17 protein-coding genes and 1 pseudogene are annotated in these 22367 nt (G+C 53.1%); 7 read left to right on the top strand and 11 right to left on the bottom strand.

The window, feature by feature from the left end:
* Positions 1-23: 23 nt before the first annotated feature.
* From OGX92_RS13430 to OGX92_RS13455, 6 genes and pseudogenes are all read right to left on the bottom strand, one after another.
* The gene (locus OGX92_RS13430; RefSeq protein ID WP_001395480.1) at positions 24-1055 is read right to left on the bottom strand and encodes an IS630-like element ISEc33 family transposase; all 1032 of its coding nucleotides are present in this window, start codon (positions 1053-1055) and stop codon (positions 24-26) included.
* Between the two features lie 101 nt (positions 1056-1156).
* A pseudogene (locus OGX92_RS13435) lies at positions 1157-1555 on the bottom strand (ATP-binding cassette domain-containing protein); the annotation flags it as partial.
* A 1-nt stretch (position 1556) separates the two neighbouring features.
* Positions 1557-2177 carry a DUF2291 family protein gene (locus OGX92_RS13440; RefSeq protein ID WP_100272793.1) on the bottom strand — a complete coding sequence of 207 codons (621 nt, stop codon included), beginning with the start codon at positions 2175-2177 and terminating at the stop codon, positions 1557-1559.
* Between the two features lie 43 nt (positions 2178-2220).
* Positions 2221-3156 carry a D-ribose ABC transporter substrate-binding protein gene (locus OGX92_RS13445; RefSeq protein ID WP_286586642.1) on the bottom strand — a complete coding sequence of 312 codons (936 nt, stop codon included), beginning with the start codon at positions 3154-3156 and terminating at the stop codon, positions 2221-2223.
* A gap of 125 nt (positions 3157-3281) precedes the next feature.
* Positions 3282-4802: an FGGY family carbohydrate kinase gene (locus OGX92_RS13450; RefSeq protein ID WP_286586643.1), complete on the bottom strand. Its 1521-nt coding sequence runs from the start codon at positions 4800-4802 to the stop codon at positions 3282-3284.
* A 338-nt stretch (positions 4803-5140) separates the two neighbouring features.
* Positions 5141-6091, bottom strand: coding sequence for a sugar-binding transcriptional regulator (locus OGX92_RS13455; protein WP_003831176.1), 951 nt, complete (start codon positions 6089-6091; stop codon positions 5141-5143).
* A 361-nt stretch (positions 6092-6452) separates the two neighbouring features.
* On the opposite strand from OGX92_RS13455, the gene OGX92_RS13460 reads away from it, so the two are divergent.
* Positions 6453-7283 carry a transketolase gene (locus OGX92_RS13460; RefSeq protein ID WP_003831177.1) on the top strand — a complete coding sequence of 277 codons (831 nt, stop codon included), beginning with the start codon at positions 6453-6455 and terminating at the stop codon, positions 7281-7283.
* Positions 7276-8211 (top strand): transketolase family protein, encoded by a 936-nt coding sequence (locus OGX92_RS13465; protein ID WP_286586644.1) that lies wholly within the window; start codon positions 7276-7278, stop codon positions 8209-8211. The genes OGX92_RS13460 and OGX92_RS13465 overlap by 8 nt, the downstream gene beginning before the upstream one ends.
* A 3-nt stretch (positions 8212-8214) precedes the next feature.
* Here the strand turns inward: OGX92_RS13465 and entD are convergent, their stop codons facing one another.
* Both entD and OGX92_RS13475 read right to left on the bottom strand, forming a co-directional pair.
* Complete coding sequence (entD, locus tag OGX92_RS13470) at positions 8215-8838, bottom strand: enterobactin synthase subunit EntD (RefSeq protein WP_126955872.1); 624 nt, start codon at positions 8836-8838, stop codon at positions 8215-8217.
* Positions 8839-8888: 50 nt separating this feature from the next.
* Positions 8889-11183, bottom strand: coding sequence for a TonB-dependent siderophore receptor (locus tag OGX92_RS13475; RefSeq protein WP_003831180.1), 2295 nt, complete (start codon positions 11181-11183; stop codon positions 8889-8891).
* A gap of 253 nt (positions 11184-11436) precedes the next feature.
* On the opposite strand from OGX92_RS13475, the gene fes reads away from it, so the two are divergent.
* From fes to wzz(fepE), 4 genes are all read left to right on the top strand, one after another.
* A complete protein-coding gene (gene fes, locus OGX92_RS13480; protein WP_003831183.1) occupies positions 11437-12654 on the top strand; it encodes an enterochelin esterase in 1218 nt (405 codons plus the stop codon).
* Positions 12655-12684: 30 nt separating this feature from the next.
* Positions 12685-12903 (top strand): MbtH family protein, encoded by a 219-nt coding sequence (locus OGX92_RS13485; protein WP_126955871.1) that lies wholly within the window; start codon positions 12685-12687, stop codon positions 12901-12903.
* Complete coding sequence (gene entF, locus OGX92_RS13490) at positions 12900-16790, top strand: enterobactin non-ribosomal peptide synthetase EntF (RefSeq protein ID WP_286586646.1); 3891 nt, start codon at positions 12900-12902, stop codon at positions 16788-16790. The genes OGX92_RS13485 and entF overlap by 4 nt, the downstream gene beginning before the upstream one ends.
* 229 nt (positions 16791-17019) lie before the next feature.
* On the top strand, positions 17020-18153 hold the full coding sequence (gene wzz(fepE), locus OGX92_RS13495) for an LPS O-antigen length regulator Wzz(fepE) (RefSeq protein WP_286586648.1): 1134 nt from the start codon (positions 17020-17022) through the stop codon (positions 18151-18153).
* Positions 18154-18199: 46 nt separating this feature from the next.
* On the opposite strand, the gene fepC is transcribed toward wzz(fepE), so the two are convergent.
* The 3 genes from fepC to fepD are packed head-to-tail and all read right to left on the bottom strand — an operon-like array spanning position 18200 to position 20990.
* Positions 18200-18997 carry an iron-enterobactin ABC transporter ATP-binding protein gene (gene fepC / locus OGX92_RS13500; RefSeq protein ID WP_032942652.1) on the bottom strand — a complete coding sequence of 266 codons (798 nt, stop codon included), beginning with the start codon at positions 18995-18997 and terminating at the stop codon, positions 18200-18202.
* Positions 18994-19986: an iron-enterobactin ABC transporter permease gene (fepG, locus tag OGX92_RS13505; protein WP_003831191.1), complete on the bottom strand. Its 993-nt coding sequence runs from the start codon at positions 19984-19986 to the stop codon at positions 18994-18996. The genes fepC and fepG overlap by 4 nt, the downstream gene beginning before the upstream one ends.
* Positions 19983-20990 carry a Fe(3+)-siderophore ABC transporter permease gene (fepD, locus tag OGX92_RS13510; protein WP_003831192.1) on the bottom strand — a complete coding sequence of 336 codons (1008 nt, stop codon included), beginning with the start codon at positions 20988-20990 and terminating at the stop codon, positions 19983-19985. Before fepD ends, fepG begins: the two co-directional genes overlap by 4 nt.
* A gap of 109 nt (positions 20991-21099) precedes the next feature.
* Here fepD and entS point away from each other — a divergent pair, with 109 nt between their 5' ends.
* Positions 21100-22335: an enterobactin transporter EntS gene (entS, locus tag OGX92_RS13515; RefSeq protein WP_003831193.1), complete on the top strand. Its 1236-nt coding sequence runs from the start codon at positions 21100-21102 to the stop codon at positions 22333-22335.
* Positions 22336-22367 lie beyond the last annotated feature (32 nt).

Raw genomic sequence — 22367 nt, forward strand, 5'->3', positions numbered from 1 at the left:
CTAAATAGCTGCGCCTAATACCGCTACACTTTTGCCTGACCATGTTTTCCTCCGGGGAATGGGCTGGCGGTTTCCATAAAATGGCGGACCTTTTTCAGTAACTGCCACATTGAGCGGCACTGATGATTACGGGTTATCGTGTCATGAAGTGCCTGCCATAGCCGTTCCACATGATTCACCCACGGCGAGTAAACCGGCTGGTAAATTACCCTGAACTTGGGATTTGCTTTCAACCAGCGCTGTGTTTCGCGGCTTTTATGGATAATGTAGTTATCAACGATCAGCGTGATTGTTTTCGCCCGCCGGTAAGTGGCTTTCAGGTGCTTCAGCAGAGCGATAAACAGCGCTGAACTTTTGCTGTTGCCGCCCACGTAGCTGACTTTACCCGTGCCACTGTGCAGTGCGCCGGCCAAATAGTATTTTTCGTTCTGCCCCGGCGTCACTACCCGTTTCTGCTGTCCGCGCAACTGCCAGTCCGCACCGATTTTAGGATTAAGGTGGATATCCACTTCATCTTCATAAAATACCGGATGCTCTGCGCTGCATTCATCCAGCGCTTTGTGGATTACCGCCATCTTTTCATCTTTATGTGGGTCACGGATACGCAGAGTTGGCGCGGCCCTGCGCCATACAAGCCCCGCAGATGGCAACCAGCGGCGAACGGTTCCTGCATGTAACTGGCAACCGGTTATCTCATTGATTTTTATTGCCAGTAATTCGGTGCTCCAGCGTGAACGTTGATAACCAAAATCGCCGGGAGAATGCTTTATCAGCTCACGTAACAGGGTGCAGATATGTTCAAAAGGCCAGCGTCGGGAGCGCCCTGCGGGTAAGGATTTCAGGCCTTCAATACCTGAGTGCGTAAACCAGTTAATCCAGCGACCAACGGATGAACGGGCACAACAGAGAGTTCTGGCAACATCGCTGACCCGTTCACCCCGATGAAGCATCAGCATGGCCGTGAGTCTGCGGGCATGATTTTTATCACGCGTTTTATGAATAGCTTTCTGCATCAGGCGTCGTTCGCCACGGGGTATTGGTACTATGATCGGCATCGCTCAGTCCGGTTGGTGATTTTGGTTGGTTTGGCGATTGATCAGATCGCACAATCCGGGCTGAGTTCCCTTTCAGTGATCTACTATTCCGCGCAGCTATTTAGTGCGTATTGGTATTTTTCGTTGATTTTCCCTTTTTGAAAGAACTCGTTAGCCATGAAAATATTATCCATGACATTCATGTTTGGGAATAAATTCAACTCCTGAAAAATAATGCTGATACCCAGTTTTTCGGCCTGATGGGTCGAATTTAATGTGACGGGTATGCCATCCATAATAATTTGTCCGGAAGAGGGACTTTCGACACCAGCAAGCATTTTCATCATGGTGGACTTACCCGCACCATTTTCTCCGATCAGCACGTTTACTTTATTCCGATATACCCGGTAGTTGACGCTATCTAATGCCACTACCCCAGGGTAAACACGCGATAAATCGTGTGTTTCGATAATAACTTCAGATTCGACGGAATGAGGAGTGACGATATCTTGCTGCTGCATGTTATTGTCCTCCTACAGATTCAATTTTCGCTGGTGTAATAACCGGGATGGATTTTGGTATCTCCCACTCAGAAAAAACACCATAAACGTGTACTGATTCTCCGGTTTTAAGCTGCGCAGATTGGATCATCTTTATTGCTTGTTCGTTAATTCCTCGACCATATTCACCAAATAATACCTGGTCATTGAAATCACTATAACTTGTGCCTTTAAAGGCATCGCGTAATTGTGTGCCGCGCAGCGTCGGACCAATCTGCACAATAATGCTGTTGCCGCTTTTATCGGCGATAGTCATTTTTCCACTACGAGAGGCGGTATCAAGATTGCTAATTTTTCCTTCTACTTGTACGTAAAAGATGCAGGGATTCTCTTCCTGAGAACGGTAGCCGAGATTTTTACAGGCGCTATCAAAATCTTTTTCAGCATGCAAGGCCATTAATAAATCGGCCACCGGACGAGCCTGCCCGACAATTTGCGGAACAATTTTGTTTTGCCACGTTTGATCAATATTGGCCATGTGTGGATTCGGTGGCGACTTGAGGTCCGCAAGTTCCTGCTGCGAGACGATGCGGCATCCGCCCACGGTCAACAAGGCCAGCGCAAGCCAGGCTTTTTTAGACATAATGTTCTCCTCTGCGCCTCCTGAGAGGCGCAACAACCCGGGATCAGGACTTGATATTGAAATCCTGCACTTTATCTGCGTTTTCTTTAGTGATAAGAATTCCGCGGAACATGACGCGTTGCTTTTCGGGTTTTATGCCTTTTTGCAGGTAGTTATCCAGATCGGTAACCCCTTGTGCTGCGATAGCCTGAGCCTGGAGCATGACGGTTGCCTGTAGAGTGCCTGCTTTCACCGCATCACGTTCGTCGTTGCTGCCGTCGATACCGACCACTACCACGTCGCTGCGGTTCGCCGCTTTTAATGCAGCAATAGCGCCCAGTGCAACAGGACCGTTACCGCAGATGATACCTTTCACGTCCGGGTAGGCCTGTAGGATGCTGTCCATAATACGTTTACCGTCGATAAGCGTACCTTTGGCATCCTGTCTGGCGACACTAACCATATCCGGGAACTGATCAATAACCTGGTGGAAGGATTTGGAGCGCGTAACACAATTATTATCCGCAAGGTTACACGTCAGTTCAGCATATTTACCTTTTTCGCCCATCTTCTCGACGAAAATATTTGCAACTTCGGAACCCGCCTGGAAGTTATTGTGGGTAATTTGCACCAGTGCAACATCATCAACGGGAATTTCACGGTTGATTAATATGACGGGAATTCCAGCTTTTTTCGCTTTTTCAATTGCCGCGACGCTGGCCGTTGAATCTGCATTATCCAGAACGATACCCTGGACTTTTTTGCCGATTGCCGTATCAATCAATTCATTCTGTTTTTTCACATCTTCACTGTGCGACAAAATTGTGGTTTTGTAGCCCAGTTCCTTGGCTTTTTCACTGGCACCTTTTGCTTCTGAGGCGTAATACGGGTTATCCAGTGAATTCACCATAATCATGATTGTCCCTTTTTCCGCTGCATGAGCAGTAAAAGACAAAGCAGTCAGGGTTGCAGCAGTTAACAGCGTTAAACGTAATTTCATGACAATGTTCTCTCTGTGTTGTTATTGTCGGGTACGGTGAAACAACGTAAAGCTTGAATTTCTTATGGTCCGGTGTCCTCCTGTATATGTGGTAAATAACGTCGCGCGTTTTCCCAGGTGAGGCATCAGGCGGACGGGGCCGGTTTCCATAATGTTCTGTTTACCGCATGGCGCCATTCCTGCCATCTTTTTTGCAACCGATGGTGGCGATCCATGTCGGGTTGAAATGTGCTATGTACGGTTAAAAAAGCTTTTAAATCAGTCAGTGAGCCAGGGTAAAGCGCTTTACGCGCCAGTAATGCCGCGCCAATGGCGGAAAGTTCTGGCACATCGCTACGCATAACCGGATAACCAAGCAAGTCTGCCTGATATTGCATTAGCCAGTCGTTTTGGGTGGGGCCACCGTCAACCATTAATGCAGTTAACTTGAAATCATCGTGCTGCTGCATGGCAACTACAACATCGGCGATTTGATAGGTAATCGACTCAAGTGCGGCACGAATGAGATGTGCTCGTTTAACTCCCCGACTGAGTCCGCAGATGACTCCACGGGCACTATCATCCCACCATGGTGCGCCAAGCCCGGTCAGTGCTGGCACAAAATAAACGCCGAGGGTTGAATCAACGGAGGCGGGAAGGGTGTTGAGTTCGTAGGTCAGTTCGGCATCCGAAAGTTCGCTCAGACCCGTACTGTCTGCCATCCATGCCACCGCATCACCCGTGTGCGGGATATTGCCTTCCAGTCCGTATATGATGCTGTTTCCATCGTGCCAGGCGATGGTGGTAGCCAGTGCGTCAATATCACATTGGGCTGATTTGACCGGCGCCATCACCGATGACCCGGTACCGTAAGTTGCTTTAACGCATCCCATTTCGCCAAGAGCATGGCCAAACAGAGCGGCATGTGAGTCACCCACCATCGACATCACAGGAATGCCGTCTGGGATGCCATTGAGTCCACGAGTATGACCAAATAATCCACTGGAGGGTTTTATTTCCGGTAAGGCGGCGCGCGGAATGTGGAAGAGTGCCAGCATGGCTTCATCCCACTCTCCAGAGTGCAGGTTTAGCAACTGTGTGCGGGCGGCATTGGAATAGTCACAGCAGAAGGCTTCACCAGCGGTTAAATTCCATAGCAACCAACTGTCGATCGTTCCCAGGCAAATTTGTCCCTGCGCAGCCAGCTGTGGGCCATCGGTCACGGATTCCAGTAGCCAGCGCATTTTTGATGCGGAGAAAAGTGGTGCGATTGGCAGACCAGTGGTTGATTTTATTAGTTGTTCTTTATTTTCATGCCGCAGTTCCTCGCAGTAAGCCGCACTGCGCGTACATTGCCAGGTGATTGCGGAATTTAGCGGTCTGCCAGTCTGGCGATACCAGCCTATGGCGGTTTCACGCTGATTACTGATAGCCAGTGCTGCGACGTTTTCAGTACCAACATGATTCGCAGCTTTGGCAATGACACCAATAGAAGCATCAATCAACACCTCGCCAGATTGTTCAACCCAGCCATCCCGAGGGGTCTGAATCGCCAGTGGCTGAGAAAACTTTGCCACCACATTGCCCTGTGCATCAAGCGCAACCGCTTTGGCGTTAGTTGTGCCTTCATCCAGCGCAATGATGAACTCTTTCTTCGCTGCACACATAGATTATCTCCTGAGTCACATTGCGTCCCGGTTTGGAGGATAAAGCCCCCTCATTGTCGCGTCATTACTACATCAGGCCTGGCTGTGACATCGTTTTTCAATTATTGAATATATATTCGATAGTGATTATTTATTTAATACCTTAGCCACAATCTTTCCGTTGGGCTACAGAAAAAATCATCAATTGTGCTGAGAATCACACTTACACAGACGGGACAATAACAGAAAGAAGAGTAAATTAAGGCGAGGTGAAACCATTCAGTCTATTGAAATATATGGATTTTAGTCACAGCCTTTGCTTTTTATCTTTCGTGCAAAGGCTATCAGCGAATTGAGGATCAGGAGGTGACCAGCATGCGGGCCGTAGGATAGTCGGTAATGAGCACGTCGATATAACCTCCGTTCAACGCCCCTTTAATTGCCGCGACTTTGTCTGTACCGCCAGCAAGCGCCACGACATTCGGGCATTTTTTTACCTTGTCCAGGGCCATGCCAATCACTGGATCTTCGTCATCTTGCAATACCGGCTGGCCCTTGTTGTCGTAGTAATGCAGGCAAATGTCTCCGACCGCGCCGCGATCTGCCAGTACCTGCAACATATCTTCGTGGTAGTAGTTGCCTGATGTTTTCAGCAATTGGGACGGTTCGAGGATCCCGACGCCAACAATGGCGATGTCTACATTATCAAAGCGTGAAATCACATCGGCGACATCTTTGCTGGCAACGAGACGGTTTTTCTCTTCAACCGAGCCTTCGATACTCTGCGAAGGAAGCAGCCAGGCTTCACAATTCAGATGTTGTGCCAGCGTCTGCGTCAGAATTGTGGCCTGTACGTTGCCGTTGGGACCCACGCCGCCCAACAATTGAATTACGCCGCCGGCCTTCAGGTTCTGCGTATGGACTTCATCCACCATCGCTCGGATAGTCGAACTCCATGAGGAAACGCCCACCAGATCTTTGGGGCGCAGCCTGGTTTCCAGATAGTGGGCTGCGGCAGAACCAATGGCGCGTTTGATGGTGTGGTCGCTGGCATCCTCTTCGGTATCAACCACAATGGCCTGCTTAATGCCGTAACGTTCCTCGATCCCTTTTTCAAGATTCAGGAAGATATTTGAGGGCTGGACAACGCTGATTTTCACCACCCCTTCTTTCTGACAGCGGGTGATGGCGCGGGAGATAAACGACTGAGAAAGCGAGAGAAGTTGAGCAATATCGGACTGTTTGCGTCCTTCAAGATAGTAAAGGGTAGCGATTTTAACCAATAGCCGTTGTTCGTCCTGCTTAGCCATATATTTCCTCGAAAATCATTTACGTACCGCCATTATCTTAATGCGTTTTATCATACGCGAAAATTGAAGACAGGTAAGTGTGATAAAGCTCTAACTTTAACCAATCCTCCAAAACAGCTATGGACAAATACGAAAATTAGGTTGCATAATTGAATAAAGAATCATTTGTGAATATATATTCATGGTGGTTACAGGTCAACTTATTATTACCAGTGTCAGTGTGGTCGCGGTAAGGAGGCAGAATGTTCCTGAGTATGATACAACGGCGTAAGCCTGAAGATGTGACGTATGGGAAATTCTGGTTTTTTTAGTCCCATTCGGAATAAATATTCCATATTGAAAATAAATTCAGAGGTGCTAAATGAATCCCTGGAACTATGATATCCAGACTCTTGAGCGCAAAGCGCGGGCGGTTCGCCGTCACATTGTTAGATTAAATGCTAACAGCCCTGCGGGTGGGCATACTGGTGCGGACTTGTCTCAAGTTGAGCTGTTGACGGCACTCTATTTTCGTATACTCAATGTCGCTCCGGAGCGTATCGCTGATGAGGCTCGGGATATCTACATCCAGTCTAAAGGTCACGCGGTAGGCTGTTACTACTGCGTTCTGGCGGAGGCGGGTTTTTTTCCCGTTGACTGGCTGGAAACCTATCAACATGCCAATTCCCATCTTCCCGGACACCCGGTGCGCCAGAAAACGCCGGGTATTGAGCTGAATACCGGTGCTCTGGGCCACGGTTTACCTGTTGCGGTGGGACTGGCTCTGGCTGCGAAGAAAAGTAACAGTTCACGCCGCATCTTTTTAATCACAGGCGATGGCGAACTGGCCGAAGGAAGTAACTGGGAAGCGGCGCTGGCTGCTGCTCATTATGGCCTCGATAACCTGATCATTATTAATGACAAGAACAATCTTCAATTAGCCGGACCGACTCGCGAAATCATGAATACCGATCCGCTTGCCGCAAAATGGCAGGCATTTGGTATGACGGTGACTGAGTGTCAGGGGAATGATATGGCGTCGGTTGTCGCCACGCTGGAAGGACTTAAGCAGGATGGCAAACCTAACGTCATCATTGCCAATACCACGAAAGGCGCGGGTATATCTTTTATCCAGGGGCGCCCTGAATGGCACCATCGGGTGCCAAAAGGTGAAGAGATCGAACTGGCTCTGGAGGAATTAAAAGATGAGTAATGCAGAACACCTCGCGAACGTCATGGTTCAGGCGTTCATTGATGCAGTGGAACAAGGTGTTGACCTGGTGCCGGTCGTAGCGGACTCGACATCAACCGCGAAAATTGCTCCTTTTATAAAGCAGTTTCCCGGTCGCCTGGTCAACGTAGGTATTGCCGAACAAAGCATGGTTGGAACGGCGGCAGGACTTGCACTTGGCGGTAAGGTCGCCGTCACCTGTAACGCTGCGCCATTTCTTATCTCCCGTGCCAATGAGCAAATTAAAGTCGATGTTTGCTACAACAATACCAATGTGAAGCTATTCGGTCTTAATGCTGGTGCCAGCTATGGCCCGCTGGCGAGCACTCACCATTCGATCGATGATATTGCCATTATACGAGGCTTCGGCAATATCCAGATTTTCGCCCCATCTTCGCCACGAGAGTGCCGACAGATTATCGATTATGCGATTGGCTATCAGGGACCGGTATATATTCGTCTTGATGGAAAAGCTCTGCCGGAACTTCATGACGAGAGTTACCGTTTTGTTCCGGGGGCGGTGTTGACGCTGCGTGAGGGGGAGCATGTGGCGCTGGTGGCAACGGGCTCGACAGTTCATGAAATTGTTGATGCCGCCGCGCTGTTGGCTGACGCGGGAATTCAGGCGAAGGTGGTCAGTGTGCCTTCAATTCGCCCCTGCGATACCAAAGCCCTGTTATCTGCGTTACAAGGCTGTAAAGCGGTGATTACCGTGGAAGAGCATAATATTAATGGCGGGTTGGGAAGCCTGGTGGCCGAAGTGCTGGCAGAGGCCGGAATGGGGGCAATTTTGAAGCGTTTAGGCATCCCGGATGGGGAGTACGCGGCGGCGGCGGATCGAGGCTGGTTACGCCAGCACCATGGCTTTGACGCCGCAGCCATCGCGGCTCTGGCCCGCGAACTGCTTTGAATTCTATACTGTTGCCAGTGTGATTACAGCGTTGTCCGAAAAACGCCATTGCACACGATACGTTTGGTGGTGCGCGCGGAGGATCATCTGGTTATGCTGTAACACCACGATTTGATATTGCGTAAACCCGGCGTCTGCTTGTCTTGATGTCCGGGTTGCTTTAAAAGCGCTCTCTTTGGCGGAAAACGCCAGGGTGAGCGCCTGTTCAATAGACAAGCCGCTGTTTGCCAACAATTCTTTCTCAGCATGAGTGACAATGCTACTTGCCAGTTCGGTTGCCGTTTGTGGCGTAAAAATGGCTTCTATGTCAATACCCACCGGCTGTCTTGATACCACCGCCAGCGCAGTTGATGCGCTATGGCTGATACTGCCAAACAGCCCCTGCGGCCATACCGGTTGGCGTTGTGTACCGATGCCGGGTACCGTTTTAAGGCCAAATTCGCGCAAAGCGTGTACTGCGGCGATCCGCCCTGCTAAGTGTTCAGCTTTACGCTTGCGTCCGCTGGACAGAAGCTGGGCGTGGTGGGGGAGCCAGAGCAGATCGTGGTCATGGCAGCTGGCGGGATCAAACTCGACAAAATGCAGCGCGTGGTCGGCGAAGGGAAGCGATGTGTGTGTTGTACGCATGGTTGTGTATCGTTTCCCTCTCCCCGTCGCGAGGAGAGGGAACAACGCTATCAGAAGTGGGTGTTAACGCTCATATACCACGTACGACCCGGTTCGTTATAGGTGTACGCGCCAGCGCCCGCCATATAGTCGCCAGTTTTGATATCGCTGGTGGTTTGGGCATTACCTTCACGCCACAGACGTTTGTCGAAGACGTTATCCACGCCGCCGGTCAGGCTGACGTTTTTCGTCACATCCCAGGTCGCGCTCAGGCCGACGATGCTGTACGGACTCACTTCCTGGGCTGAACTGCCGGTCACTGGCTTACCCTGGTAATCATATTTCTTCGGCTGCTGTTTGCCGTACCAGGTAAAGGTGGATTGCAGTGACAAATCCTCACGCGCCTGCCAGCTCAGCGTTGAGTTCAGCGTGTATTCAGGAATAATCGACAAGCGTTCGCCGGTCTCTTTATTCTTACTTTGCAGCATGTAAGTGATGTTGTTGGTCCAGGTAACGGTTTCGCTAACCGGTACGTTCAACGTCCCTTCCAGGCCTTCCACCACCGCTTTAGGTACGTTTTCCCACTGATAGATATCGGTGTAGGTTGTTGTTTCTTTACCCGTAGTCGGGTTTTTCTGGGTAATTGACGTTCTGCTTAGCGGTACAGTCCCCGCTTCGATCTTGTTACGGTAATCGTTGCGGAACCAGGTGACGCCGGCCAGCCAACCGTCACGTTTGAACTCCAGACCAATCTCTTTGTTGATACTGGTTTCGGCCTTCAGGTCATCGTTGCCCATCATGTAGCAACCAATGCCCGTCGCAGATCCGGTGGCATAGCATCCCTGGCCTTTGCTGTACAGAATATAGTTCGGGTTAGTCTGGTACAGGCTAGGTGCTTTATAGGCCCGTGCGATACCCATTTTCAGCGTAAAGTCGTCGCCCAGACCTTGGGACAGGTTCAGGGACGGGCTCCAGTTGTCGCCAACGACGCTGTGGTGGTCGAAGCGCAGACCCGGCGTCAACATGGTGCTGTCGGTCAGCTCCATGTTATTTTCAGCAAACAGGGAGAAAATTTCAGCCTGTGAATATGGGCTACGATCGGTGCTGCTGGCACCAGGTATGTTCCCGCCCATAAAGGTCTGGGTATTGGAACTCATGTCTTTCATACGCTGCTGGTTCCATTCGGTACCGAGCGTCAGGTTCTGGTTAACTAACAGGTCGAATGGAATGCTAATTTCGCTGTGCAGGGTGACATCCGCCAGGTCAGTGTCGGTAAATTGATTACTGTTAAATAACCCTTCAAGGCCACCTGCCAGACCTTCACCCAAACGGGAGTTACGGGTGTGTTCGTATTGCGCCCAGTTGCTGGTGGTAATGCCGTTGTCCCAGCCGCCGTTCCACGTCAGCGCATAGTTCTGGCGGTACATACGGTTGGTTTCTTTACCGTAGTATTTTTTTACCAGCCCGTTAGTTTTGTTATCGTTGTTGGTGTTTTGAGTGTCACCCGCATACAGGTTGCCCTGACGGCTGTAGCCAGCTTCAAACTCCAGCGATTGCATTGGGGCAAAATCCCAACGCAGCAGGCCGTTGATATCTTTGTTTTTTACCCCTTCACGACCCGCAGGCATCGTATCGGCATATGACCCTGTACGTGCTGACTGGTGACCGTCGTTAATGTCCCAGGCATCGGCCTGGGTTTTGTCGAGGTTACCGTTCAGGCGGAAGCTGAAATCTCCGCCCAGCGGTCCATTCAGACTAAAGTTGGTACGCTTGGTTGAACCTTCCTCTTTGTGTTCCGGGGCGTTGAAATAGGTATTCCAGGAACCATGCCACTCATCGCCGCCTTTCTTGGTGATGATATTCACCACACCGCCAGCTGCGCCATTGCCATAGCGTGCTGCGGCAGGACCGCGCAGCACTTCAATACGTTCAATCATTTCCGGAGCAACCCAGGCGGTATCGCCGCGGGTATCACGCTCGCCGCGCCAGCCCTGGCGTACGGAGTTACGGCTGGTAACCGGTTTACCGTCGATCAAAATTAGGGTGTTTTCTGGCCCCATGCCGCGAATATCGATCTGGCGGTTGTTGCCGCGCTGACCGCTGGTTGAGTTGCCGGTCAGGTTAACGCCAGGCATGGTACGGATGATTTCCGACACATCGCGAGCGGGAGGGTTCTTACGAATTTCATCAGCGGTAATGGTTGAAACACCCGGCGCCTGCAGGTTCTGCTGGGCGGCGGTAACGACGATGGTGTCTTCATGAGAGACAGCGACGCTATCGGTTTGATCTTCTGCCATTGCTGGCAGGGCTACCCCGTAAATCCCTAAATTGACCAATAAGGCCAGTGAATGAATCTTGTTGTTCATTGTATGTCCTGCTGTTCTTTTAGCCACGAGTACCAATGTGCCGTGGTGCGGCATTTGGCCTGATGTCGCCCGCATCTGCGTAAACTATCCATTCCAGAAAAAGTACGCAGCGCCAGGTCGGTTTATAAGTGGTGAAAAACTGTACGCGCTTCCCACAGCGCGACAATACGCTATTGCAAATGCAAATAGTTATCAATAATATTATCAATATATTTCACGCTAGATCATAAAATTTCACAATAAACATGGGGTTATGGCTGTGACGACGTTAAAGATGGGAAGCGAGGCGTGGTGGCAGTCGAAAAAAGGCCCGGAGTGGGAGCGTGAAGACAACGGAAATTATCGGGTAACCTTCTGGTGGCGTGACCCACGGGGAACGGAAAAAGAGTCAGCCATTCATCGCGTTTGGGTTTATATCACCGGCGTCACCGACCACCATCAAAATGCCATCCCTCAGTCGATGCGACGCATTGATGGAACAAATGTTTGGTGCTGGAGTGTTTCCCTCAGCGCCAACTGGCGTGGCAGCTACTGTTTTATCCCAACAGCACGAAACGATATCTTCTCCTCGCTGGCGGCGGACGCTGCGCCTGACCGAAGCATCCTGCGTGAAGGCTGGCGGCAATTGCTGCCGCAGGCCATTGCCGATCCCCTTAATCCGCAGAGCTGGCGGGGCGGTCGTGGCCACGCGGTGTCTGCGCTGGAAATGCCGGAGGCACCCGTACAGCCAGGATGGGATCGACCTGAAAACCCAGATTCACCCACAGTTTGCCTGCAATGGCATAGCGCCAGGCTCGGCAATACGCGTCGCGTATGGGTGTTTACCACCGGTGATGCTCAACCCGAAACGCGTCCGTTGGCTATCCTGCTGGATGGGCAGTTTTGGGCACAGAGTATGCCGGTCTGGCCTGCGTTGACTTCACTCACGCATCGCGGACACCTTCCTTCTGCCGTTTATATTCTGATTGATGCCATTGATACGGCTCACCGCAGCCATGAGCTACCGTGTAATGCGGATTTTTGGTTGGCGGTGCAGGAGGAGCTATTACCACTGGTGAAGACAACGACCGCGTTTAGTGACGATCCGCAGCGCACCGTGGTGGCTGGGCAAAGTTTTGGCGGGTTGTCATCGCTGTATGCCGGGCTGAACTGGCCCGCGCGCTTTGGCTGTGTGCTTAGCCAGTCGGGCTCTTACTGGTGGCCGCATCGTGGTGGTTATCAGGACGGGGCGATCGTCGAGCAACTGAAGACCGGGACCGTCAGCGCTCAGGGGCTGCGTATTGTCCTGGAAGCGGGGATCCGCGAGCCCATTATTTATCGCGCTAATCAGGCGTTATATGCCCAGTTACCTTCTGCACCACAGTCTATTTTCTGGCGTCAGGTTGATGGCGGACACGATGCGCTTTGCTGGCGCGGCGGTCTGATGCAAGGGCTAATGACGCTCTGGCAACCGCTTACCGACACGATTTAACCGGACGATGTTCCACGACAGGAGTTGAGTATGGAATTCAGTAACCCCTTCGATAATCCGCAGGGCCAGTTTTACATTCTGCAAAATCCCCAACGTCAGTTTAGCCTTTGGCCGCAGCAGTGCTCGCTTCCTGCTGGCTGGCAAATTGCTTGCGAACCTCAATCCCAGGAAGCCTGCCAGCAATGGCTGGATGCAAACTGGACCACGCTGACGCCAACGAACTACGTCGATGTGCAGGAGGCTCTATGACTCAGCGTTTACCGTTAGTGGCGGCTCAGCCGGGGATCTGGATGGCGGAAAAACTCTCCACATTGCCCTCGGCGTGGAGCGTGGCGCACTACGTAGAATTAACTGGCGAACTGGACGCGTCGTTGCTGGCGAAAGCCGTTGTGGCGGGCCTGGAGCAGGCCGATACCCTGCGGATGCGGTTTAGCGAAGATAACGGTGAGATCTGGCAATGGGTGGATTCTGCGCTCGCCTTTGCGCAACCTGAAATTATCGACCTGCGCGAAAAAGCCAATCCACATGAGGCGGCGCGTGCGTTGATGCAGGCAGACCTGCAGCAGGACATACGTGCTGATGGCAATAAGCCGCTGGTTTTTCACCTGCTTATACAGGTGGGAGAAAAGCGTTGGTATTGGTATCAGCGTTACCATCATTTGCTGGTCGATGGCTTCAGTTTTCCAGCCATTACCCGCCAGATAGCCGCAATTTATCGCGCATGGCTACACAGCGAGCCTACGCCAGACTCGCCTTTTACGCCGTTCGCCGAGGTGGTGGAAGAGTATCAACAGTACCGTCAAAGCGATGCCTGGCAACGCGACGGCGCTTTCTGGCGCGAGCAGCGAAAGCAACTCCCGCCTCCTGTCTCGCTGTCGAACAATCCGTTGCCGGGACGATCGGCCAGCGCGGATATTATTCGTATGAAGTTAACCGCGCCTGAAGGGGCGTTTCGTCGGCTTGCGGCACGTATGCCTGACGTTCAGCGTGCGGATCTGGCCCTCGCGCTGGTGGCATTGTGGCTGGGACGTTTATGCAGCCGAATGGATTATGCCGCCGGGTTTATCTTTATGCGGCGTATGGGGTCGGCGGCGTTGACCTCCACTGGACCGGTTTTAAACGTACTGCCATTTGGTGTGAGGCTGGATGCGGCAGAAAGCTTGCCTGCACTTGCACAACGACTGGCCGGACAGTTGAAGAAAATGCGTCGGCATCAACGTTATGATGCCGAACAAATCGTTCGCGACAGCGGGCGTGCAGCCGGTGCCGAGCCGCTGTTTGGCCCGGTGCTGAACGTGAAAATATTCGACTATCAGCTGAATATTCCCGGCGTTCAGGCACAAACCCACACGCTGGCGACAGGGCCGGTGAACGATCTTGAGCTGGCGTTATTCCCGGATGAAAACGGTGGGCTGAGTATTGAAATTCTGGCCAATAAACAGCGCTACGATGCAGAAATGCTGGCGCAGCATGCCTCGCGTTTAATCGGGCTTATCGAGCAGTTTGCCGACAATCCGGCGCTATGCTGCGGCGACGCCGGGATGCTGTTGCCAACAGAACATGAGCGGCTGGCGAAGATTAACGACACGATCGTCGAGATCCCGTCCACTACGCTGAGCGCGCTGGTGGCACAGCAGGCCGATAAAACGCCGGATGCCCCGGCGTTGGCCGATGCCCGCTATCAGTTTAGCTATCGCGAAATGCACCAGCAGGTCGTGGCGCTGGCGAGCCTTTTGCGTGCACGCGGCGTCAAGCCTGGCGACAGCGTCGCCGTGGCATTACCGCGTTCCGTGTTCCTGACGCTGGCGCTGCACGGTATTGTTGAAGCCGGTGCAGCCTGGCTGCCGTTGGATACCGGATACCCGGACGATCGCCTGCGGATGATGCTCGAAGACGCGAAGCCAAAATTGTTGATCGCGACCAATGAGCAACTGGCGCGCTTTAGCGATATTCCTGGGCTGGAAAGTCTGTGCTATGACTCACCCCTGCCAGCAGAAGATGCTGCTCCGCTGGCACTATCTCAGCCCATTCATACTGCCTATATCATTTTTACTTCCGGTTCTACCGGTAGACCAAAAGGGGTGATGGTTGGGCAAACCGCCATCGTTAACCGTCTGCTGTGGATGCAAAATCACTATCCGCTGACCGCGGATGATGTGGTGGCGCAAAAAACACCGTGCAGTTTTGACGTCTCGGTATGGGAGTTTTTCTGGCCGTTTATTGCCGGGGCAAAGCTGGTAATGGCCGAGCCTGAGGCGCACCGCGACCCGCTGGCGATGCAGCAGTTCTTTGCCCAATATGGGGTGACGACCACGCACTTTGTTCCCTCTATGTTGGCCGCTTTTGTCGCTTCACTGACGCCGGAAACCGCGCGGGAGAGTTGTGCCTCGCTGAAACGGGTATTTTGCAGCGGCGAAGCCTTGCCTGCAGATTTATGCCGTGAGTGGGAACAGTTAACTCATGCGCCACTGCACAATTTGTACGGACCAACGGAAGCGGCGGTTGATGTGAGCTGGTATCCGGCCTGGGGGGAAGACCTTGCTGATGTAACCGGCAACAGCGTGCCGATTGGCTATCCGGTATGGAATACCGGTTTACGTATTCTGGATGCCATGATGCGCCCGGTGCCTTTCGGCGTGGCTGGTGACTTATACCTGACGGGGATCCAACTGGCGCAAGGTTATCTGGGCCGTCCGGATCTGACCGCAAGCCGCTTTATCGCCGATCCGTTTAACGTTGGTGAACGTATGTATCGTACCGGAGATGTGGCGCGCTGGCTGGAAAATGGCGCGGTGGAATACCTCGGGCGCAGCGATGACCAGCTAAAAATTCGTGGACAGCGCATTGAGCTCGGTGAGATTGACCGGGTGATGCAGCAGTTGCCTGATGTCGAGCATGCCGTTGCCCATGCCTGCGTATTCAACCAGGCGGCAGCGACAGGCGGCGATGCGCGTCAACTGGTGGGGTATCTGGTGTCACAATCGGGTTTACCGCTGGATACGTCAGCGTTGCGGGAAAAGCTGCGTGAAAAACTGCCTGCGCATATGGTGCCGACAGTATTGTTGCAACTGGCGGAGCTGCCGCTTAGCGCGAACGGTAAACTGGATCGTAAAGCGCTGCCGATGCCTCAGTTGACGTCGCGTGTTTCCGGGCGCGCACTGCGAGCAGGGACTGAAACGACCATCGCGCAGTCTTTTGCGGCCTTGCTGGGTTGCGAGGTTAATGACGCGGCGGCGGACTTCTTTGCGCTTGGCGGGCATTCGCTGCTGGCGATGAAGTTGGCAGCACAGTTGAGCCGGGTTTTTGAGCGTCAGGTGACGCCGGGGCAGATTATGGTGGCCTCTACCGTTGAACAACTGAGCGCTCTGTTGGAGAGCACTGATGATGAACAGTCACAGCGTCTGGGATTTGAGGCACTGCTGCCGCTGCGTGAAAGTCACGGCCCAACGCTGTTCTGTTTCCATCCGGCGTCGGGTTTTGCCTGGCAGTTTAGCGTGCTGTCGCGATATCTCAGCCCGCAGTGGTCGATTATAGGTATTCAGTCGCCACGACAGGATGGGCCTATGCAGACGGCGGAAAACCTCGACGCGGTATGCGAACATCATCTGGCAACGTTGCTCAGTCAACAGCCTCACGGACCTTACTATTTATTAGGTTATTCGCTGGGCGGCACGCTGGCACAGGGGATCGCCGCGCGCTTACATGCCAGAGGAGAGACGGTTGCATTCCTCGGGCTGTTGGATACCTGGCCGCCGGAAACGCAAAACTGGCAAGAAAAAGAGGCTAATGGGTTGGATCCAGCTGTACTGGCGGAGATCGAGCGTGAACGCGAAGCGTTTCTGGCGGCGCAGCAGGGGAATGCGTCAGAGGCTTTATTTAACGCAATCGAAGGCAACTACGCCGATGCGGTTCGCCTGCTTACCACGGCGCACAGCGTGCCGTTTGCAGGTCACGCCACGCTTTTCGTCGCTGAGCGCACGTTAGTACCGGGTGTGAGTCCTGAGCGCAGTTGGTCGCCGTGGATATCCAGTCTGGATGTTTACCGCCAGGATTGCGCGCATGTTGATATTATTTCCCCCACCGCATTTGAGGTGATAGGACCTGTAATAAATACACTGATTAATAAATCTGTGTAACAAGACGAATATTGCTATCGCGGTGATCGAACAATTCCATAATGTAAAAAATATGTTATGGAATTGTTCTTTTTTGTGCGGTGCAAGGTGATGAAAGGGGTGAATAAATTCCGAATATAATTTTTGGTAGGGCAACAAGCACAAAGAATGTTTCGGATAATTCTGACTAACTGGTAGACTTCTCCCACAGGAATGTTTTTCTTTTAGGAAAGTTTTCAGGTCACGCAACATGTCATCATTAAATATAAAGCAAGATAACGTTTCGGAATTTACTGGGTATCCTCAGCCAACGGCAAACGCAAATGAAATCGATTTAGTGAATCTAATCGAAATCTTATGGCGCGCAAGAACGAAAATTATAGCGACCGTTTTCGCCTTTGCTTGTGTGGGTATTCTGGTCTCTTTTCTGCTGCCACAAAAATGGACCAGTCAGGCCATCGTGACGCCAGCGGAAGCGGTTCAATGGCAGGGATTAGAGAATACGCTGACCAAATTGCGCGTGCTGGATATGGATATTAGCGTTAGCAGTGGTGATGTGTTTAACCTGTTTATCAAAAAATTCCAGTCGCCTTCATTGTTAGAAGAATATCTGCGCTCTTCGCCTTACGTAATGGATCAATTGAAAGGTGCTGATATCGACGAAATGGAGTTGCATCAGGCAATTGTCAGGCTCAGTGAGAAAATGAAAGCGGTTGATACTAACCTGGGTAAGAAGAACGAAACTTCGCTGTATACCTCATGGACGCTGAGTTTTACCGCACCTCAGGCCGAAGAAGCCCAGTCAGTGCTGAAGGGATATATCCAGTATATTTCTGCCCTTGTGGTGAAAGAAACGCTGGAAGATATTCGCAATAAATTGTCCATCAAAACCAGTTATGAAAAAGAGAGACTGGAGATGGATCGCGTCAGGCTCAAAAACCAGCTGGAAGCAAATATCCAGCGACTGAACTACTCGCTGGAGATCGCCAATGCCGCCGGGATTAAAAAGCCGGTCTACAGTAATGGCCAGGCCGTGAAGGATGACCCCGATTTCTCTATTTCACTGGGTGCTGACGGCATCGAACGTAAATTAGAAATAGAAAAATCAGTAACGGATGTTGCTGAAATTAACGGTGAATTACGTAATCGCCAGTATCACGTTGAGCAACTGTTAGCGATGAATGTGGGTGACGTAACATTTACGCCGTTTAAATATCAACTCTCACCTTCGCTGCCGGTTAAAAAAGACGGTCCGGCTAAATCAATGATCGTTATTCTGGCCGCATTACTGGGGGGAATAGTGGCGTGTGGTGGCGTTCTGCTGAACTATGCCATGGTGTCGCGTAAGCAAAAAATGACGTTTATTGATCAGCAACTGGTGTGATGAATTGTCGTATGGCGGCAAGCTGGCCGCCATACTGTAACGCGTGTTATTTGTTGCGTCCAAGCGGCACCACTAACGGCGTTCCGGCAACCGGATCGTCGATAATCATACAGCGCAGTCCATAGATTTTTTCAATAAGCTGCGCGGTGACGATCTCCTTCGGTGCACCCTCGGCAATTATTTTTCCGTCACGCAGCGCGATCAGATGTGTTGCATAGCGACAGGCCTGATTCAGGTCGTGCAAAACGGCGGCCAGCGTATAACCTTTTTCCCGATTTAGCTCACTCAACAGTTCCAGCAGATCGATCTGATGACTGATATCCAGCCAGGTGGTGGGTTCATCGAGCAGCATAATCGACGTTTCCTGCGCCAGCACCATCGCAATCCATGCACGCTGACGTTGTCCGCCGGAAAGGGTATCCACACTTTGTGATGCCAGATGGGTGATACCCGTCGCCTGCATGGCGTTTGAGACCGCAGTTTCATCCTCTTTCCGCCAGCGGGTAAACAGCGGCTGGTGCGGGTAGCGTCCGCGGGCAACCAGCTCCTGTACCGTAATATCTCCCGGCGTGGTGGCGTTTTGCGCCAGCAAACCTATTCTGCGGGCGACTTCTTTGCTGGCATAGTGCTGTATATGCTCGCCATCGAGCCAGACCTTGCCGTGCGCGGGCGTCATCAGACGACTCAGCGTGCGCAGTAGCGTTGATTTCCCGCAGCCGTTTGGCCCGATAATCGCGGTGAAATGGCCGTCGGGAATCGATACATTGAGGTTTTCCGCCACGGTAAACTTGCCATAACCCAGCGTTAACTGGTCGCCACGCAAACGGGCTACTGATTCGATCATTTTTTGCGGGACTCCTGAATTAACAAGACGATAAGATAAATACCGCCGAGGCTTACGGTGACAACGCCCACCGGAAGCTGATAAGGCATAAACAGCTGTTGGGCGCATAAATCCGCCATCAGCAACAGCAACGCGCCGCACAGCGCCGACAGGGTTAATCCCCAGCGCGATGTACCGCTTATACGTCGCGCGATATGCGGCGCGACTAGAGCAATAAACGAGATAGGACCGGCCAGCGCGGTGGCGGCAGCGGTCAGTACCACCGCAACCAGCATCATCATCAGACGTGAACGCTCAACGCTGACGCCAAGCGCACAGGCGCTGTCATCACCCATTTCCAGTAAACGCATCCGGCGTACCAGCAGCGCGGCGCACACCAGCATGATGATAATCAGCGGAGCAGAAGGCCAGGTTTTGGCCCAGGTCAGGCCATTGAGCGATCCGGCGTTCCACAGCCCAGCCGTCAGCGCGGTTTCTAATGATGCTTTCAGCAGTAGCCAGGTGTTGAACGCCACCAGCATGGCGCGAATGCCGATACCAATAATAATCAGCCGGAAGGTGTCGATCCCATTGCGCCAGGCGAGCGCCCAGACCACCAGAGAGGTCAGAATCCCACCCAGCATGGCCGCCAGCGCGATAGCGGTGAGATGCTGTCCGAACAGCACCATTGCCACCAGCACACCGCTCCAGGCCCCGGTGTTGAAACCCATCACATCCGGGCTGCCCAGCGGGTTGCGCATCAGCGACTGGAATATTGCGCCGCTCACGCCGAGCGCTGCGCCAATCAATAGCGCCATGAGCACGCGTGGCAAACGCCATTCGGTCACCACCAGCGTAATACTGCGCGGCGCATCGCCGAGCAGGGCGGCAATAATTTGCTGGGTTTCCAGCGTAACAACGCCGCTACGCAGGCTCCACAAACCCATGACGAGACAACCTGCAATCAGCAGCAGGCTGCTGATTATCAGGCGGCGGGAGAGGTGCATCATGCGCCACCTCCGCGCGATTTACGGCGTACCAGAAAGATAAGCACCGGTGCACCGATAAACGCACTGACTACCGACACGCGCAGCTCGCCGGGGACAATCAGGCGACCGATTATATCGGCAATCAGTAACAGAGAAGGCGTTGCCAGTAGGGTTACGGGCAGTGACCAGCGGTGATCCGCCCCCACCAGCCAGCGTGCCATGTGCGGCATCATCAGGCCGATAAAGGCGATAGGACCGACAATCGCGGTCGCACTGCCGCACAGTACGGTAATAACCAGCAGGCCAATAAACTGCGTGCGAGCGACTTTACTGCCAAGCGCGGTAGCGGTGTCGCTGCCGAGGCTCAAGCTATTCAGGGCGCGACTGAGGAACAGTGCGACAGCCGCGGCAATCAGTACCGGTACCAGCACAACCTTCAGCGTTTGCAGGCTGCGGATATCCAGTGAACCGGCCTGCCAGAAACGCAGCTGATCGTAAACGTCCGGGTTGAGCAAGGCGATGCCGGTGGATAATCCTTCCAGCACCGCGCCCAGCGCAACGCCCGCCAGCGTCAGACGCACCGGGCTTAACTGCCCGCCGCCCTGACTGCCGGTAAAAGCTACGATCAGCGACGCAGCCAGCGCACCGCAAAAGGCCATCAGCAGCTGCTCTTGCGCAGAGGAAAAGCCGAACAGCGCTGCCCCCAGCACAATAGCGAAGCTGGCGCCGGAGTTGACACCCAGAATGCCGGGATCGGCGAGAGGGTTACGCGTGAGCGTTTGCATAAGTGCGCCAGCCAGGCCCAGCGCGCCACCGGCGAGCAGCCCCGCCAGCGTGCGCGGCAGGCGCGCGTCCAGCACGATGGTGCAATCAGCACTTTGACAACTGCCGGTGAGCGCATCCAGCACCACGGAGGCAGGTAGCGACTTGGCGCCAATAACCAGACTTAATACCGTGGTGAGAACAAGTAATAACAATAGTCCGGGCACGGCGAAGGCACGTGTCGCGGAAACAGAGCATGACATATCAACTTCCCTGATAATGATAGTAATTATCGTTATCGATCTTATTTGGATATGTTAGCATGTGCAGCCATCGAATGGATATTGAAAAAGTACCTGGTAAGGCTCTGTAATGAATCGACAATCCTGGCTGCTCAATCTCAGCCTGTTAAAGACCCACCCAGCATTTCGCGCTGTCTTCCTCGCCCGTTTTATTTCCATTGTCTCTCTGGGGCTACTCGGCGTGGCGGTTCCGGTACAGATCCAGATGATGACCCAGTCGACCTGGCAGGTGGGGTTGTCGGTGACGTTGACCGGTAGCGCAATGTTTATTGGCCTGATGGTGGGCGGAGTGCTGGCCGACCGCTATGAGCGTAAAAAAGTGATCCTGCTGGCGCGTGGAACCTGTGGTATTGGCTTTATTGGCCTGTGTCTGAATGCGCTGCTGCCCGAACCGTCGTTGCTGGCGATTTATCTGCTTGGCTTATGGGACGGTTTCTTTGCCTCTCTGGGCGTGACCGCATTGCTGGCTGCGACGCCAGCGCTGGTTGGGCGCGAGAATTTGATGCAGGCTGGGGCGATTACCATGCTGACGGTGCGTCTGGGATCGGTAATTTCACCGATGCTTGGCGGGGTGCTGCTCGCGACTGGCGGCGTGGCCTGGAACTACGGACTGGCGGCGGCGGGAACCTTCATTACCTTACTACCGTTGCTGAGCCTTCCTGCGTTGCCGCCTCCGCCGCAGCCGCGCGAGCATCCGCTGAAATCGCTGCTGGCGGCATTCCGCTTTCTGCTTGCCAGCCCGCTGATTGGCGGCATTGCGCTGCTCGGAGGTCTGTTAACCATGGCGAGCGCCGTGCGTGTGCTGTATCCGGCGTTGGCGATTAACTGGCACATGTCGAGTGCGCAAATTGGCCTGTTGTATGCGGCTATTCCGCTAGGGGCAGCCGTGGGCGCATTGACCAGCGGACAACTGGCGCACAGCGTTCGCCCGGGACTGATTATGCTGGCATCGACCGTGGCTTCATTTCTGGCTATCGGCCTGTTTGGCTTGATGCCCGTCTGGCAGCTTGGTGTGGTTTGTCTGGCGCTGTTTGGCTGGTTGAGCGCGGTCAGCTCTTTGTTGCAGTACACCCTGTTACAGACGCAGACGCCGGAAGCGATGCTCGGACGAATTAACGGTTTGTGGACGGCGCAAAACGTCACCGGCGATGCGATTGGCGCGGCGTTGTTAGGTGGTCTGGGCGCGATGATGACGCCGGTTGCTTCGGCAAGCGTGAGTGGATTCGGGCTGGTGATTGTCGGTCTGCTACTGCTGCTGTTGTTGGGAGAAGTACGCCGATTCCGGCAGGTCCCCGTGAATGTCTGATCGCGTTGTGCTCTAAGGTTGTAGGCCGGATA

It is taken from the genome of Citrobacter sp. Cpo089, from assembly GCF_030332695.1.
In the GTDB taxonomy this organism is placed as follows: domain Bacteria; phylum Pseudomonadota; class Gammaproteobacteria; order Enterobacterales; family Enterobacteriaceae; genus Citrobacter; species Citrobacter portucalensis.